General features: G+C 44.0%; 6 protein-coding genes. All 6 read right to left on the bottom strand.

All coding sequences use genetic code 11. The annotated features are described in order from the left end of the window. Positions 1–57 precede the first annotated feature (57 nt). Positions 58–6,561 carry a T9SS type A sorting domain-containing protein gene (locus tag IH597_02970; GenBank protein MBE0661405.1) on the bottom strand — a complete coding sequence of 2,168 codons (6,504 nt, stop codon included), beginning with the start codon at positions 6,559–6,561 and terminating at the stop codon, positions 58–60. A 56-nt stretch (positions 6,562–6,617) separates the two neighbouring features. Continuing rightward, positions 6,618–7,610, bottom strand: a complete 993-nt coding sequence (locus IH597_02965; GenBank protein MBE0661404.1) for a hypothetical protein — start codon at positions 7,608–7,610, stop codon at positions 6,618–6,620. Between the two features lie 257 nt (positions 7,611–7,867). Beyond that, complete coding sequence (locus IH597_02960; protein ID MBE0661403.1) at positions 7,868–8,329, bottom strand: response regulator transcription factor; 462 nt, start codon at positions 8,327–8,329, stop codon at positions 7,868–7,870. A gap of 411 nt (positions 8,330–8,740) precedes the next feature. Further along, on the bottom strand, positions 8,741–9,382 hold the full coding sequence (locus tag IH597_02955; GenBank protein MBE0661402.1) for a response regulator transcription factor: 642 nt from the start codon (positions 9,380–9,382) through the stop codon (positions 8,741–8,743). A gap of 1 nt (position 9,383) precedes the next feature. Beyond that, the gene (locus IH597_02950; GenBank protein ID MBE0661401.1) at positions 9,384–11,315 is read right to left on the bottom strand and encodes a hypothetical protein; all 1,932 of its coding nucleotides are present in this window, start codon (positions 11,313–11,315) and stop codon (positions 9,384–9,386) included. A 281-nt stretch (positions 11,316–11,596) separates the two neighbouring features. Beyond that, the gene (locus tag IH597_02945; protein ID MBE0661400.1) at positions 11,597–18,178 is read right to left on the bottom strand and encodes a PKD domain-containing protein; all 6,582 of its coding nucleotides are present in this window, start codon (positions 18,176–18,178) and stop codon (positions 11,597–11,599) included. Positions 18,179–18,434 lie beyond the last annotated feature (256 nt).

Genomic DNA, 18,434 nt, shown 5'->3' with positions numbered 1-18,434 from the left:
CGGCAACTTTTTATTAACAATAAAGATATAAAAATCAGGATCAGAGATTAGCCAACGCTATTGCTTTATCAGTTTTTCAAACCCAACCTTATCGCCTTGCACCGTCCGGATAAAGTAGATTCCATTGGGCATGTTCGAAATATCAAGTTCATGTTGGTTTTCGCCAAAGAGAAACTGGGTTGTGATCCTTTCTCCCATTATGCCATATACTTCTAACAGTAAATTAGAGGATTCTTCTGCATTCATTAACTCTAGCATGAACCTTCCGCTTGTAGGATTTGGAAAGACCTTGAAAGCAATAGTTGATTTAATATTATCATACTCAGCTACCTGATTTTCTTCATCACTAACAGTTAGGATCGTTTTCGGGTTGCTGCAATATCCATCACTGGTTTCGATCCGGAACAGCGCATAGGCTCCTGGCAAGATATGAGTACCATCTTTTACTTCAATCCGCTGGCCTGCTGCAAATTCAGCTATACCACCGCTCTGAAGTGTAAAGGTAGTCCCGTTCCCTGCAATGGTGATGACCTGAAGTGCTGCAAAGCAAGTGTCAACACGATTGCCAAGGTTCATATTTTCTAAACTGATATTGAGCGGCCATTCACTCACTGTGATGATGAATGTACAAATGTTCGTACATGTGGTTTGCTGGTCAGTGTATGAATAGGTGATCACATGATCGCCTTCACCCGCATTGGAAGGATAGAAGAAGTATCCACCCATCGGGCCGCTGTTTATACCCTCGCCGGAATAAGTTCCACCCTGAGGTTCAGCACTGGTCAATTCAAATGCAGAAGCAGCAAGTAACACAAACATATCATCAGGGCATTCCACAACCGGTTCGAGGCAAATAAGCTCGGCCAATGTAAAGAACCCAGGAAGTGTGAAAGGAACAATGTTGGTATAGTTGGGCGCCGTGCAATTAAACGCTTGCACATTCACACCATCGCTTTGCAGTATCCAGACAAGGTTCACCGGTACAAATTGCGGGTCGTTCAATGTTAAGGAGCACGTGAAATCAGTACCCCCGATTTGGGAAACATCCCAATAACATCCGGCAAATGGTTCGGCATCAATTGGGATGGTGCCGGGAATAATTCCCTCAAACGCTTCCACTTCAACATAGCTTGTGCCCACAAGGCTCAGGCAGTTAAACATTACGGGACGATAGATACCCGCTGTGCCTACCGGATAATATTTCGAGCCGATGCTGACAAATCCCCAAATAAGCCTTCCGTTTACATACGAAGTTGTTGAGCCTCCCGTGATTGTGCAGGCAGGGATTAACCAGATTGAGTAGTTGCCGGTCGTAACAATGCCCAAAGTCAGGGTCAACATATAGTTTATGGTAATGTTGGTTTCTATGACAATTCCACCGGTGCAATTCACCGTGAAGCCATAAAACACGGGTTGAACGCTGCCACTGATGGTCTGCACGATGCTTCCAACAAAGTGGATCGTACTTGTGCCAGCAATGAAAACAGCATTGTTCATCCAATTTCCATAAACATAATGCACGAAGGGGCCGGCATTGAAATGCCAGGTTATATGCACGTATCCGTAAATGCTGAGCGAACCAGTGGCAGTGTTGGTCCCGGTTCCACAGAAAATAACATTGTAGAAATTACTGCTTCCTATCAATGCATTTCCTGAGCCGTGGAAATCAATCGTTGATGTTCCGTGGATGAAAACACCAGAAAGTGTCCAGTTGCCATAAACATAATGTGTGAAAGATCCGGCATTGAAATGCCCGTGGATGTTCACGTTTCCATAGAAGGTCAGCGAACCGGTAGCGGTATTGGTGCCGCTTCCGCAGAAACACACATTGTAGAAATTACTGCTTCCGATCAATGCATTCCCTGATCCATGAAAATCAATGGTGGATGTTCCGTGGATAAATACACCCGTCAAAGTCCAGTTCCCATATACATAATGTGTGAAAGATCCGGCATCGAAATGCCAGGTAATGTTCAAAAACCCGTAAATGGTCAAGGAGCCGGTAGCGGTGTTGGTCCCGGTTCCACAGAAAATCACATTGTAGAAATTACTTGAACCTATCAAGGCATTGCCTGATCCATGAAAATCAATCGTTGAGGTTCCGTGGATGAATATACCGGTCAATGTCCAGTTGCCATACACATAATGCGTGAACGAACCGGCATTGAAATGCCCGTGGATGTCCACGTTTCCGTAGAAGGTCAGCGAACTTGTGGCAGTATTGGTCCCGCTTCCGCAGAAACACACATTGTAAAAATTACTGCTTCCTATCAATGCATTGCCCGATCCCTGGAAATCAATGGTTGAAGTTCCATGAATGAATACACCCGTTAAGGTCCAGTTGCCATATACATAATGTATGAAAGATCCGGCATTGAAATGCCAGGTTATATTCACATACCCGTAAATAGTGAGCGAACCTGTTGCGGTGTTGGTTCCGGTGCCACAGAAAATCACATTGTAGAAATTACTTGAACCTATCAATGCATTTCCCGAACCATGAAAATCAATCGTTGATGTTCCATGGATAAATATGCCTGTGAGTGTCCAGTTGCCATAAACATAATGCGTGAACGAACCGGCATTGAAATGCCCATTGATATCCACATTTCCGTAAAAGGTCAGCGAGCCTGTAGCGATGTTGGTTCCGCTTCCACAGAAACACACATTATAGAAACTGCTACTTCCTATCAGTGCATTGCCTGATCCCTGGAAATCAATGGAAGAGGTACCGTAAACGAAGATACCGGTTACAGTCCAGTTGCCATACACCACATGTGTGAAAGTTCCCGCATCAAAGTGGTTCTCAATGGTAACGTTCCCATAAAAGTTTAATGGTCCGGTTGCAGTCACGGTTCCACTTCCACCAAATATAATGTTATAGAAATTGCTGGTATTAATATAAACATCACCAACACAGGCAAAATAAATGGTGGAGTTACCATAAATGAATGTGCCATTATTGACCCAACTTCCATAAACGTAGTGGGTGTATGATCCGGCGATAAAATATCCGGTGATGGTGAAGTTGCCGTAAATTGTAAATGAGCCGGTTGCTGTTATGGTTCCCGAACCGGAAAATACAACATTGTAGAAGCTTCCGCCGCCAATGTCCACATCGTCAATACATGCAAAATAGATGGTTGAGGTTCCATAAGCAAATGTTCCGGTAACAATCCAGCCTCCATACACTGTATAGTTGTAGGAACCGGCGTAGAAATATCCGGTAATGCTGACATTTCCGTAAAAAATCAACGATCCTGTTGCAGTAATCGAGCCTGAACCACCGAAAACTACGTTATAGAAGTTTCCGCCATCAACATAAACATTGCCAATGCTATTGAAATACACTGTTGAAGTTCCATAAATGAAAATACCAGTACAGATCCAGCTTCCACCAAGGGTGATGTCAAAATTATTGGCATCAAAAGTTCCCTGAACGATGCTAAAACTGCCACTGATTGTAATAGAAACCGACAAGGTAACTGTGAACCCGGGATTATTAATCGTAATACTTGCCGGGATGTATTGTGCGATCCCATCGCCGGTAAGCTGGTTCGCACCACAGTTATAAATGTAATGAACACCAGCAGCATAAACAATGCTGCCACTCACCTGGATATTGCCCAGCAGACCATTAATATTGATACCATGAACTGAACCAACATAAAAGGTGCAACCGGAAGCAAGCGTAAAATTACCTGCGCCGCTAACAACGGCAGTAGGATGCATTACCAATGTACCGTAAACTGTAAGGTTGGTTGTAGCTGGCAATGTAAGAACAACATTATTGATCACTTCCAGCGTTCCACCACCATTCACAACGATATTGCCAAATGAAATATTCGTCGTAACGGTTACAGTGTGTGCATTGAGTATGGTTACGAGCGTGTTCGGACAGGAACCAGGATTTTCTCCGGGATAATCAATGGCATCAACCCATTGGCTTCCGTTAAAAAACTCCCAGGTCGCCGGGTTGTTCCAGTCGCCGGAAGCCTGGCTACGGTATTGACCCGAAGGTTCAACATCTATTTGTAAAACATTCGATTCGGCTGCACCGTTCCAGTTTGGTTCGCAGGAAACCTTTGCAAGCCGTTTGAACCACATCGTATTTGTAATAATACTCATGTGGGTATAGCTCTCTGAGTTGGCCCCACCAATATTAAAAAACGAGACGTTGTCATCAGATATTTGCCACTGATACTGCAAATCACCAATGAAATCTGTTGCTGGTTCAATACTGGTAAACGAATCGGGATAAGTTCCTGCACAAATGGTTTGCGAAGCTGCAATTGAACCGCCATCGGTAGGATTTTCGCAGGGCTCGCCTTCCAACGTGGTAAAGGTTGCTGGGCCGGCCCAGGAGCTCCAGGATTCCAGATAGCAAGATGACCGCACATAGAATTCGTATCCGGTTGCAGAAGCCAGACCTGAAATATTCAATGCATAGCCTGGAATATTCTGTATAAGCGTACCTGTGCCCTGGATGAATCCAGTCTGGCCATATTCTACATCCCACATTGGTTCCATATTAGCAGGAGTCCACTGTAAAGTAGCCGAATTGGCGGTAATGTTGACTGCCATCAACGCTACCGGAGGCGAACAAGTGAAAACATATACCGGCTTCATAATAGTATCGGAGCAACCTTCCTGTGATATCAGGATTAGTCGCGCATTGTAGGTTCCCGGCGCTGCATATTCATGGTTGAAACCGGTGTTGCTTGTGTAATCCGTTGTGCCATTACCATCAACATCCCAAAAATATTGCGTGAATTCATCGGTGAATTCCGATAGATCAGTAAAGGTTGTGGGGTTCCCAAACCATACAGGGTTGGTGGCAAAATTTGGCTTGGGCGTGCGGCAAAACTGATCAAGCAGCGTTAGGCTCCAGCGTCCGTTTTCATCAAGGGTTCGCACAAAGAGCAAGTGGTTGCCCATGATGAGTTGGGTTTCATCAATCTCAAAGACAATATCCGTCAGGTTTGGTCCCGGATTCTGGATCGGAATGCTGATGCCCTGGCCCATGCCCGGATCATCATCTATAAAATATTCGGCATACACAAGATCTGGAAGTGTTAACGTAAGGGGTGTTTTATAGAAAGTATGGATATTATTCATACTCCACCTTCCATCTGCATCTTTTGTCCTCACAAAAAGTTTGTTGAACCCCGGGTTCAGACCTGTCAAATCCGCAATAAAACTTAGTTCTTCATCCGATGAATTTCCAGGTACTGGGATTGAAATTCCTAGTCCAATTCCCGGATCGTTATTTAAGAAATATTCGGCAGCAGTAATATTTGGCAGCGATGCAGTATATCCTTGCTTATAGAACGGCCAAACATTTGTTAAGCTCCACACACCTAATTCATTTTCGGTTCTCACAAATAATTTATGCAATCCTTCGTCAAGTGAAGTAATATCAATGATATGGTTTACTACTGTTACATCATTTGAAGGAGTATTGGGTATTTGTGTGCCCATTCCAAGACCAGGGTCTGAATCCAAAAAATACTCTATGCGTGTAAGTTGCAGGCTTTCCAAAACGATGGATTGCTTAACAAACGAACGCTTCGAAGCCAGGCTCCATAACCCAGCAGCATCTTCGCTTCTAACCATCAAATTATGAAACCCATCGCTTAGTGAGGTCAGGTCCACAACAAAATCCATTGTAACGTTGGATTCGTTCGGATTTATAGGAATCTGTGTAGCCTGGCCGAAACCGGGATCATCATCAATGAAATATTCAATTGCCGACAAAGGATAGCTCCCGGCTGGAACTGCCTGTTTCAGAAATGATCGCATTGAAGTCAGGCTCCAGTATCCCTCAGAATCCTTCACACGTGCATAAAGTTGATGAAACCCTTCGGGTACTGAACTCAGGTCAACAACAAAATCAAGTGTTACGTCGTATCCGTTTGGATTAACAGGTATTTGTGTGCCCTGCCCTATTCCTGGATCAGCATCAAGAAAATATTCAGCCGCTGCAACTTCAGGATCGGGCAAACTGATTACCTGCTTCAGAAAAGGCCTTTGATTAGCAAAACTCCATTGGCCAAATTGATTCTTAGTGCGCACGTAAAGCTGGTGAAACCCATCGGGTAATCCACTTATATCAATAGTGAAATCAAGCAATGGTATTACAGGACCGGGTGTAAACGGAACATTCGTGCCGTTACCTGGTCCCAGGTCAGTATTCAGGAAGTACTCAACTTTCGACAAATCGTAGAACGGCGTGCTTAGCGTGTTCTTATAAAATGCACGATTGTTTGTAAAGCTCCATACTCCATCTTCATTTGTTGCCCTCACAAATAATTTGTGAAACCCATCTTCCAGTCCGCTGATATCTATATTAAAATTGAAATTACTGAGATTGGAATCAGGTGGACTCAAAGGCACCTGGGTACCGGCATTATAACCGGGATCAGTATCGAAAAAATACTCTACTCCAGTAATATCCTGCGACCACGACTTTCCAAACATTGCAAATAACAATAAAATTGTCAGCAGAATGCCGTGAGACACATGGGGGCATAGTCTATGATTCTTTAAATTGCCTATCATAACTATTGTCATTAAATTATATTGGTTTCAAGGGATATCCTTAAAATGCAATACAATTAGTTATGCGATTTGGCTTTCAGGTTTACATTGAGGGTATTAGAGGGTAATGATTGCGCATTCAGGTCGTAAATGGCAGGAATTGGTGGCATACCGCTGAGTTTATATGGACTTTCGCCACCAAAAATACCACAATCGGTTCCGCCTTCTCCGGCGCCAATGGCGGGTGATCCAACTTTTAATGCCCACTGTCCGTCGGTGCTATTTCCGCTTAAGCCTAGAAATAAATCATTTAGAGAAATGTTCTGCTGGTTTCCATTCTGGTTGCCAAACTGTGTAGAGTTGCCTATATTGTAGTTTGAAATACAATTGTATAAAGTCACAGTGGAAAACGCAATATTATTAACAAGTGTGGAATTGTGAATTGTGATCGGGTAATTGAAAATATTGTTAATAAAAAAGCCACTGAAATTGGCGCTAGTGTTGACATAACCATTAAAATAATTATTGGCAATCAATATGTTACTATGAGTGCTTCCCAAGTAGATACTGGTGTAGCCAAAATAATTATTGAAGTAATTTCCCAGGATCAGGATATCTGAACAATTTGCCTGTGCATAAATTGCATTGTTATTACCATAAGTGAAAAGGTTTCTTTCAAATGTCAGATTATTGGTGTACAGGTAAATAGAGTAATCAAAAGTACAACCTACAAATTTAGATCCTTCGCTGCCGGCAGAGCAGTAAACATAACTATTAAAAGTGCTGGGTGAAAGATTGTATTGTGTTTCAGGATTTTCCGCAAGAAAATAGCCGGTGCCAATTATGGTCAGTTGTTTTGTCAAAGAAAGACCTCCTACGGCATAGGTTGAACCCTCAAGATAAAGTGTATCACCATTAACAGTTGTAACGGCATCATGTGCAGCCTGTGCAGTGGTGTAATGCGCGCTTGAATTTGGAGTGCCATTTACTCTCCATACGGTGGCGTTAAGAGTTGTACTTCCGGCAAATAATGCCAATGCAACGATAGTGTAAACAATTTTAGTTTTCATAATTTGTAATTTTTGGTTAATTGATTTTGTTTTGAATTGGTATTTAATAAAAGCAAAAAATTCCTCTATCTGTTTTTGGTCCACTACCTTATTCAGGCATCCGCATTTTCTCAGCGCCTTTTTTTTGAAAGGCTCCTGGTAAACCTTTGCAAAGTAAGTTGCTCAGGATGCTTCGAATCAATAGTGTAAGAACACCCTTTTTGTAGGGTCTTTACCCCAGACGCAATTGTGTCTTTCCCTAAATAACATTAATCCCTTCATGTCAGTAAGTTATTTTGTTTGTTGATATCATCGCTTTTCTGAAAAATATTTAACTGATCTTCAGTAAAACCAGGGTAATATGTTTTGCCGGCCAACACCTGATGGATCGCAAATATGAGTTCGTCAGCATCGCAGGTTTTCAGCAAACATCCCATAACGCCCAACGCGATGATCCTTTTTATCAGGCTCTTCTCCCAATGGTCGGTGAGCATGATTATCTTTACTGGTTTTTTGCGTCTCAGAAAGTATGGCGAAATTTGATCTCCATTTAGTTGGGGCAAATCAGAATCTACTAGAAATATTTCAGGAGCACTGCAGGCTGCTTTGTCCATCAATTCCTTTACGCTTCGCGCTGTACCTATGACCTTAAACGCAGGCTCCTGGCTGATGATGTTGGCCAAACCATCAAGCAGGGCGGCGTTATGGTCGGCTATAAATATCGAGTGGGTACCTTGCACGCTACTTCATTTGTAAACAATTGCAAATTTCCACGAAACGATACCCATCATGCAATGGGGCGAATACACACATTTTATAGGGTAAACACCCTACAAAAGGTTCACAGAAAAACACATGGTGGTAGAAGCGGGAAAGTGAAGATGAGTGCAACACAGCAGCAAACATATACAAAAGGCCGAGATCTCTCCTTTCCAGAGAAAAGCCTTTCAGTGATTGGGTTTGATTTATAAAATGTCAAAATCATAAGCAAAATTGATTTGATAACAAGGATTAACGATTTAAGATGTTCGAAGTTAGTAGGGCACTTCATAAATTGTTGTTCGTTAGCTTAGCGAAGCAATCTCACTGCAGGCAATCCTTGTTCATACTTCAAGCAGGCAATATGTTGGTAAGTTTCGAACCCTAAGCACCTAACCAAGTTTATTGGCGATACAGAATCGTATCAGCCCGGCAATGTTGTGCACTTCGAGCTTCCGCATGATATTGGTACGGTGGTTATCAACGGTGCTGGGGCTAATGAAAAGGGCGGTTGCTATTTTGTTGTTCGAATGGCCCTGGCAGAGCAACTTGGTTATTTCAAGTTCCCGCTTTGTGAGTTGTGTAATCCTTGTAATGTCAGCGCTTTCGCTTTGTGCAGCGGATGCAGGTTCATAAAACAATTGGTCGGAGAAATAAGCCTGGCCCTTTAATACCTTATTTATTGCGAAAATGAGTTCGTCGCTATCGCATGTTTTCAATAAATAACCCTTGACCCCTATTTCCCTGAATTTACGAACCAGGCTGCCTTCTTTATGCATGGTCAGCATAATTATTTTAATGTCTTCATCCTGCTTTAATAGTGTTTCAGAAGCCTGCAATCCATTCATCACAGGCATGTCAAGATCAACAATGCATAAATCAGGATTGAGTTTATTTACTTTAGCAATCAATTCGCTGCCATTTCGCGCGGTATCAATAACTCTGAGATTATCTTCAGCATTAATGATAGCAGTAAGACCGTTAAGCATCACTTCATGATCATCGGCAAGCAGTAGTTTATATTTGCCTTCCATCTCAAAGCAATATTTTAATGGTTACTACGGTTCCTGATCCTGGATTCGAATTAACTTTAAGCTGTCCTCTCAGCGAATTCACCCTGCTTGTAATATTTGTAATGCCTATGCCAGTAGTTGTGTTCAGGTTCATACCAATTCCATCATCGCTTACGCACAACACGCAGGTGGAATCGGTTCGGTAAAGTTGAATATCAGCCACTTTTGCCTGTGAATGCCTGATGATATTGCTCACCAGTTCCTGTGTTATCCTGTATAGTCCGATCTCGATTTCCTGGGCCAATCTTTCACGCATGTTCTGATGATTAAACCGGCAAACAATATTGCTGTTTTTAAAATTCGTATCAATCATGTCATCAAGAGCATCCACGAGTCCAAAATGGGTAAGCGCCCTGGGCATCATCTGATGTGAAACTGCCCTGATTTCATGGCTGGTATCCAGGATCAGGTGTTTTATCTTTTCCATTTCTGAATTGAGTTCCGGATACTCTTTGACAAGCTTTCGGGCCAGTACCTGGAAGTTCAAAGAAATGGCGCTAATCTGTTGTCCGATACCATCATGCAAATCTTTGGCAACCCTCTTTCTCTCTTCTTCCTGGGCGTTAATCAGCGCCACCAGACTTTTCTTTTGCTCCTGACTGATAGCTAGTTTTGTTCCGATTTGTGCTTTACGTTTCGTACGCAACATGAGTAACAGAATGCTGATTATCAGCAATATTGATAAAAATGTTATGCCCCTTATCCATTGCTGGGTACGGTTCGCAGATAATTGTGCCTGAACTTTTTCCTTCTCTAATCTGGCCGTTTCAGCTTTTTCGAGCAAAAGGGCCTTTTCCTTACCTTCAGTTTCATACCTCACCAGCATTTGGGCAACCTGATCAGTTTTCTTTTCATTGAGAATTGAGTCCTTCAAACTGGCATAACGAATATAAGCATCCATTGCATCATTGATGCTTCCCCGGGCTTTATACAATTCATATTTGCGGAACCAAATCTCACTTTCAACATCTTTCAGATGCAGCCGCTCTGCAAAATAGAAGGAGCTGTCCAAAGTATTTTCCGCCAGTGAGTAGCGTTTGGTTACAATATATACCTTGGCAAGGTTATTCAACATGTTTGGCCTCCTATCATCAGTTATGTCAAGTCGCAGGGCTTCAAGCAATAAATCTTCTGCATGGCCGAAATTGCCCATTTTAATGTTTGTGTTCGCAATGTTCGATAACCATTGTGCCAGGTAAACCTCATTGCCATCTTTCTTAAAATAATCAACTGCCAGATTGTTGTAGTACAATGCACTGTCGAAATTGCCAATCTCATCGTAAACAATACCAATACGACCATATATTATTCCCCTCCTGGTATCATCCTTTATGCTTCCAAGGGTTTCAAGGGCCTTTCGCTGCCATGCCAATGCCTCGCTATAGTTTTCGATACTGACATGTAAATAGCCGAGTGTTGATAATGATTCAACCATCAGCAAAGTATCGCCAGACTTTTGGTTTATCTCAAATACTTTCAACACACAATCCAAGGCCTCAGGAAACCATCCCTTACTGATAAAAATATCCGATGCATTCCTGTACCCATAATGGGCCCAGGGGTGGTCAAGCATGGAGAGAATCTCTGATGACTTAAGATAATACCTGAGTGCTGAATCAGGTTCAGTATCAGCCCAGGTGAGACCCATAAAAAGCATTGCCTTAGCTGTACCTTCTTTAAGACCCAGGCTATCCGACAAGTTGATAGCTTCGCGGCCATATCGGAAGGCAAGTGTATCCTGTATAATGAAATATTGCCGCGAAATATTTATAAGTGTATTAACCTTATCTTCTCCTTGCTGAGTTCCGGCCTTCCGAAGCATACTATCAATTTCAGACTGCTGCGCAAAACAGGCAGTTGCAGATGCCAACAATACTATCAATACACGTATCATAGGGCTGGCGAAATAAATGTGAGGAAGTGGATTTGTCCCTGGTTTGCAAATATAGAATTATTGATGAAAGTCTCAGTTCTTTACAAAAATTTTTAAAGATGAAAACCTCAAACAGTAAATCTAGTTACCCATTTTTAATTTCAGTGGAAATGATACACCGAATTACGCCAAAGCATTGAAATAAAAAATGAAACATGATCCCCTTTAAATTCTCACCAATGCTTAACGGTCAAGAACTATAAAAGGAATCATGTATCACCCTAACGAATTATCAGACTAAACTAATTCTTTATTACCTTCTCAATGCCCACAGCATCGCCATTTAATACACGCACCAGGTAAACACCGCGCGGTTTTTCACTGAGATCAAACTCATATTGTGTTGAACCTAACAGCCTGGAACTAATTATCCTCTCTCCCAGCATACTGTATATTTCAACCACTATGTACTCAGCATCCAGCGGTTCAAGCAGTTCTAGTATAAAGGCCCCGGTGGTAGGATTGGGGAACACTTTAAATCCAGAAGACTTGAGGAGCATTTCATCCACGATTTCAGACTCACTTCCATCATCCTCAACCAGCAGGCTTCTGTGGTTCGCACAATATGTATCATCTGTGATGATCTGAGCGTGCAGATACCCACCAGGCAATACATGTGTGCCTTCCAGCATACGGATGCGTTCCCCGGCATGCAGGTGCACTTCGCCGCCTGATTCAACAACAAACGGACCACCACCGCCAACAACAATTGAATCGGTTGCAGCATAGCAGGTATCAAATTCGTGAGGGATAAAGATATCGTGCAGGATGATGTCAATTGGGATAAAGGTTTGTGATATCCTGAACAGGTAATCCTCAGATTCTCCAAATCCAAACACTCCGCTACCATCCCAGCCGGCTGCTATCGGTGATTCGGTGATTGAGAATCTCGCCCATACATAGCCTGCATTCGGTCCAATCCTGAACTGTGGTGGTATGAGCGCCGACAAAGGCCCGCTGAAACCGGCTGGAACCATAAAATTCACAAGAACATGTTCAGGAACGCTGATATTAAAGAAGCAGTTGGATGCGCCACCCCACTGGCCATTCTGGTTCCAGTCAATGATCAGGTTAACGTACGCCGGAACATTTCCGGGAAGATTGTTGGTGACAAAAATGTCAATATTCTTGCTCCATTGCGCCATCCGGCATGTTCGCCACAGTGGGTTAGGACCATCGGCACAAGGAACAATAGTTTCGGAACCAACATTTCCAGTAATCGTGAATGCACGGGGTATGATCAGCCCTGCATCGCCATCCATCCAGCACTCATCCATGTTATACGTATTCGGGTTGAATATCGGACACCAGCCGGCATTGCCTTCGGCCTCGTAATCTACAAACTGGCCGAAGTAAGCCTCATGATTTCCGGTATGACTTATATAACTACCGGCAGGACCCACATTCATACAGCTTGGGAATAGCCCGGCAGTAAGCGGAGTCAGATACGCAGGTGCGCCTTCCGGTGCATCGCCGAAGTCAAACAGATCCTGAATTATCTCTTCCATTACAAAAATCAGATAATCTTCGGTTTCGCCAAAATTATAGATTCCGGTGCCGTTCCAGTTAGCCGGAACCGGCGATTCGGTAATTGAGAACCTTGCCCAAACATAGCCAGACTGCAGCCCAACAAGGAAGTTTGGAGGAACTAATCCTGACAATGGACCAACATAACCCGCAGGAACCGGGAAGTTGATCAATACATGTTCCGGAACCGGGTTGTTGAAGCAGAAAGCACCACCGCCCCATTGGCCATCCTGATTCCAGTCAATCAATACATTCACGTAAGCAGTGAGGTTAAAGCCGTTAGTGTTGTTAACAAAGATATCCAGGTCACTGCCCCAGTTAGCGGGAACACAGGTGTACCATGGCACTGGACTCTCTGGAATACATGGCACAATGGTTTCGCTGCCCAACGCTCCGACGATTGTATTCGGGATCGGGTACATCAAACCGGCATCACCATCCATGAAGCATTCGTCTTGGTTATAGGTATTCGGATTAAAGAGCGGACAGAAACCGGCGTTACCCTCGGGTTCGTAATCAACTGAAGGCCCGAAGAACATGCCTGGGTTCGTAAAATGCTGGATGTGGCTACCAGGAATACCAACATTTGTACAAGTCGGGAACTGCCCAATTGTAATCGGAGAAAGGTAAGCGAGGGCATCTTCAGGCGCATCACCAAATTCATATAAATCGCCCGTTTGGCATTCCTCAATGTGAACCAGATAATCTTCCACTTCACCATCAAACAGCAGGCCGTCGAAGTTAATGCTCGTACTTGTTGTCCTGAACCTAAAGCGTGCATAGGTATTTCCGGGCACTGCGGTCAAAGGAACGTTGAAATTAAGCAGGTTGCCACCGGCTGAAAGTGGTTGAATAGTAAATATATGTTCTCCAGCGCCGGTCCATGTTCCATCCTGATCGTAATCAATCCATAAATCAAGGAATCCGGTAACGGAAGCAGTAACATTTATTGTTGCGATTTGTCCTTGCATTAGCGTTGTCATGAAGTTTACTCCATCTTCATCATCCATGTTATTCAGATCGTCTCCATCAGCATTAACAGTAGGCTGGCCATCAGGCTCGGCGTCAATGAGTAAGCCAAGATGAACCCCAGGGACAATAATATGACGTGCCCCATTATTTACGAGTGTTGTGGGATAGAACCATCCGACAGGCGGGTTTTCAGGAGCATCGCCAAAATCAAGTTCATCGCATGGGATATCTTCAATAAACAAGGTGTAATCTTCAACTTCACCATCAGAAACCAAACCATCATAACTGATGGGGCCTGGTGTGGTTCTGAACCTGAAACGGGCATAGGTTTGCCCGGAAGCAGCGCCGCAGGGTATTTCAAATATAATATCGTTGATTCCTGCATTTACAGGAACACTCGCCAACACATGGTCGCCGGCATCAGCCCAGCTGCAATTCATATTATAATCAATCCATGCATCCAGGAATCCCGGTACCGAAGCAGTAACTATAGCTACAACCGATTGGCCGGGTTGTACGGTTGGTGGCAGGATCACACCATCTTCATCATCGCCTGAGGAGGGATAGAGTAAATCAATATCATCGCCATCGGCGTTGATATTTGGCTGACCGTCCGGTTCGGGATCAACAAGGCTGCCAAGGTACACACCAGGTACAATATTATGCCGCGCGCCATTGTTGGCCAATAAAGTAGGATAGCAGGCTGGATTGAGCAGATCCGGTGCATCGCCGAAATCAAGGTCGCCCAAATCGTTGCAGGTTACAGTGATACAGAAAACACCTGCAGAATCAACACATCCAAAATTATTCTGAACCACAACATGGAGTTCATAATAACCGGCTACAGGACTGTTGAACGGGAATGTTTGTCCGGTTCCTACAAGCGTGTTGGAGGCATCGTACCATTCAATTACCGGATAAGCGAGCGGATAGGTGTTGTTCCATGCGGTGGATGTCAAAGGCAATGGAATGTACATATCCAATGAGTCTTTGCAATCAATAGTTTTGCAACCCAACGGGAAGAGGCTCACATCGGGTTTTGGGAAGATCATTGCTGCAAAAGTGGTTGCAGAGCAGCCGGTTGATTTATTGGTAATGGTTACACTGTAAAATCCGGCTGCACTCACAACAGTGGTAGGCGTTGTTGCACCATTGCTCCACTGATAATTATATTGTGAAGGATCGTTGGGCGTTGCAGCAAGGAAATAGGGTACCCCCTCACAACCGGTTTCCCAGTTTGAACTCAATGGAGGCGTTTCATAGAATGTCACGCAAATGGTGTCGTAGTTTCTACAGCCAGTTGTAAGATCGGTTACTTCTACAATAAACTCGTGCTGGTAAGGGAGAGTGCCAGGCAAGGTGAGGGTAGCCGTAGTGAAGGAGGCGGCATTGCTGCCATTGGGGCTGAAAGAAGCCGATACAGCGATATCAGACCAGAAATAACTATAGTTGGCATCGTACCATGCCGAAAGGTTTAGGTTTTCTACACTTCCGGGAAGTGTACAATAGCTCCGTTGGGCAATAATTTTTGCTTTTGGCAATCCGTGCATGTAAATGTAAATGGCGTTTGATTTATCGGAACAACCAAATGAATTGGTAGCAACAACATAATATTCTCCATATTGTGTTGCATAATGTGTTGAAGCGTTTGCACCTGGAATTTGAACATCATCAAGGTACCATTGATAGGCACTCATTCCACTGCACGCGGTCAGTAATACTGAATCGCCGGGACAAAAATATGTATCTGCTGCCGAAATAATGCAGGAAGGCAAAGGATTAACGGTAACCGGTTTAATTACAGTTAACGTGCAATATCCGGGAAGCACCCCTATCAGGGTCACATTATAAACTCCACTTGCATCGTACTCATGTTCCGTGATTTGTGTAAACGAAGTTGCAGCATCGCCAAAATCCCAACTGAATTCAAAGCCACCAAAAGAAGGCTGGGCTACAAACGTCACAGGTTGGCCCACACATGCCGGATTAGGATTGATGGTAAAATCAAGGGCACATGGAGGAGGAGGCGGTCCACCACCACCACCTGAACAGTTGTCAACTATGATCAGAATATACTTAGTTACATCACAAATACCGTTTGACACCACAACTGAAAAAACATAAGTGGCTGGCACAGCCGGTAATGATACAATTGTATAAGATGGTGAACTAATCCCAACCGGAGCTCCATCCTGATACCACTGATAATTCGGAAATCCCGGTGTTGTGCTTAGCGTTAGATTGGCCGGTGCAGAAGGTAAACAATATGCTGTAGGCCCGTTTGCTGAAATTGGAGCTACAAAAGGAGGGTTCACAATGGTAACCGGGAAAACGTCAACACCGGAGCAGGAGGTAACGGTGATGTTGGCTGTGGTTGGTGTTCCGTGCCAGCGAATGGTTACCTGGTCAGTGCCCTGGCCGGTAAGAATACTCCCCCAGTTTGCCGGTGAAACCGACCACTGAAATCCGCCGGGAGGAATTGGTAATGGTGTAGAATAAGTTTCAATAGCATCAACACATACCGTTGCCAAGCCTGAAATTACAGGTGCCGGATACGGGTTCACTGCATGGCTTTGGGTCAGAGATTGGCAGTACATACCAGGGCTTATTTCTATTTCCTGGTAAACGTTTACAGTCCAGGGACCGGGTCCTGTAAGTTCAATAATAGCCTGATCCTTATCAACGCCAAGTTCCGAATGGATTATCCCGGTTCCGGGACCTACAGTCCAGACGTATGGGCTTCCTGTAACGTTTGATGTAATGCCGAAAGTGAAATTCTTATTCGGACAGGCAATTATTGGGCCAGTGATTAATCCTAGGATTGGCTTCGCAATCACCTCAACAACCTTGTAAGCATCAGGATTGCAGAAAGTACCGGCAGGAATGTGCGTGGCTGTAATCAGGTAAGTGCCAGGCACATTCCATGTAATATTGTTTGAAACCGATGGCCCTGGCGAATAAGTTGCACCGGCAGGAGTAACATTCCATGTAGCAAGACCATTGGTTGAATAAGCGATAATATCACCTTCGCAGACTACATCGGGTCCAAAGATTTGAAAAACATCAAGAACGTTGACAATGATGTTGCTGCTTCCATTGCATCCTGCCAGCGGGTTAGTGTAATTGCATTGCACTGTATATGACCCCGGGGTATGAAAAGTAATGTTCACATTGGCTTTGTTCAGATCTGGCGTGTTGATGGTATACAAACCGCCGGTTACAGTCCATGTGTAATATGTTCCGGGCATGTGAGGCAGCGAGTAAGTTCCTGAAGACCCGACACAAAGAATCGCAGGACCATTGATTGGCAGGTTGGGATACAAAACCGGTACATTCATGGTTGTTATGCCAGGGCATGGACCTGGGCCGCAGCCAGGTGTTTCAAGTGTAACTGTTGTTGGAACACTATAGCTAACATCCCATAGCACTTCTATACAATTTGTACCGGCGCCATTGATAATGGTTCCTCCGGTTACAGTCCAGTTATACGTTGTACATGTATCGGGGGTGCAAAATGTGGAAGTAAAATCGGGGCATACTGTTCCGTAACAGCAATCTGTTTCAATGGTTGGACCTTCTCCGGCCAGTACCACAATGGTTTTTGATATCGTGTCGCTGCATCCGCAAGCCCGGGGCAAATCACTGCCTTGTGCACCGCCGGAGCCAGCATCTGTTACTGTAAGAATCACAGTATAAACACCCGGACTGGTATATAAATGTGTAGGTTGGAAAAGATCGGAGGTATTGCTGTCACCAAATTCCCAGTGGTAAGCGCTGCCACCGGCTGAAAGATTGGTGAAGAAGATGGGTGTATTGGCGCACACAGTATCTGCTGAAGGCAGAAAATCTGCTTTCGGGCCGTCAATCAAACAAACTTCGTGCATCAGGGAATCAATGCAGCCGTTTAATCCTGTGATCACAACTTTTATAAACCCGGAGCCGCCATTGCCCCAGGTAATAACTCCAGGATTTCCGGGATTGGGACTTGTTAGCGTTCCACCAACAACAGTCCATGTATAAGTATACACCGGATCATTCGGGTAAACAGTGTAAACATGAACGCTTTCGCGACATGCTGCCATAGCTTTCCCTTGTCCGGGAACAGGTGTACCGGAATTATTGTGGCATGCTCCTTCAGGCGGGCATATTTCAACAGCATCCTTTAACCTGAATTCCGGGCAGCAGGTTGTCTGCGCCTGAGTGACTCCGAGAAATACGAACATCAATAAGAAACTTGCAATGATTGAACCGATAAGTCCATTGTGGCTTCTTTGTCCGGAAATACCATACACGGTAATACCTGAAACAGTAAATTTCTTTTTCATAACATGGTTTTTTGGTTTGTTAGCCGCTTTTTCTTCGGCGTGTTTATTGGCGGTAAATGTTCAGACAAAGGTAGTTAGGGTCTAATCGGAAGTCTCTGGCATTTATCAAATACTTTTACCGGTTTTAACAGGAAACATATCCTTAAAAATAAGGTAATAAAACCCAGCACTTACTGATTGGAATTTACCTTCACTTTCTTATATTAAGGCACTTGGCACAACACTCAGATTTACAATTGGTTGAGAAAAGGTTGTT

The organism is Bacteroidales bacterium (assembly GCA_014860575.1).
In the GTDB taxonomy this organism is placed as follows: domain Bacteria; phylum Bacteroidota; class Bacteroidia; order Bacteroidales; family JAAYJT01; genus JAAYJT01.
The sequence above is the reverse complement of the archived record's forward strand: the minus strand, read 5'-3'. Positions and strand labels throughout refer to the sequence as shown.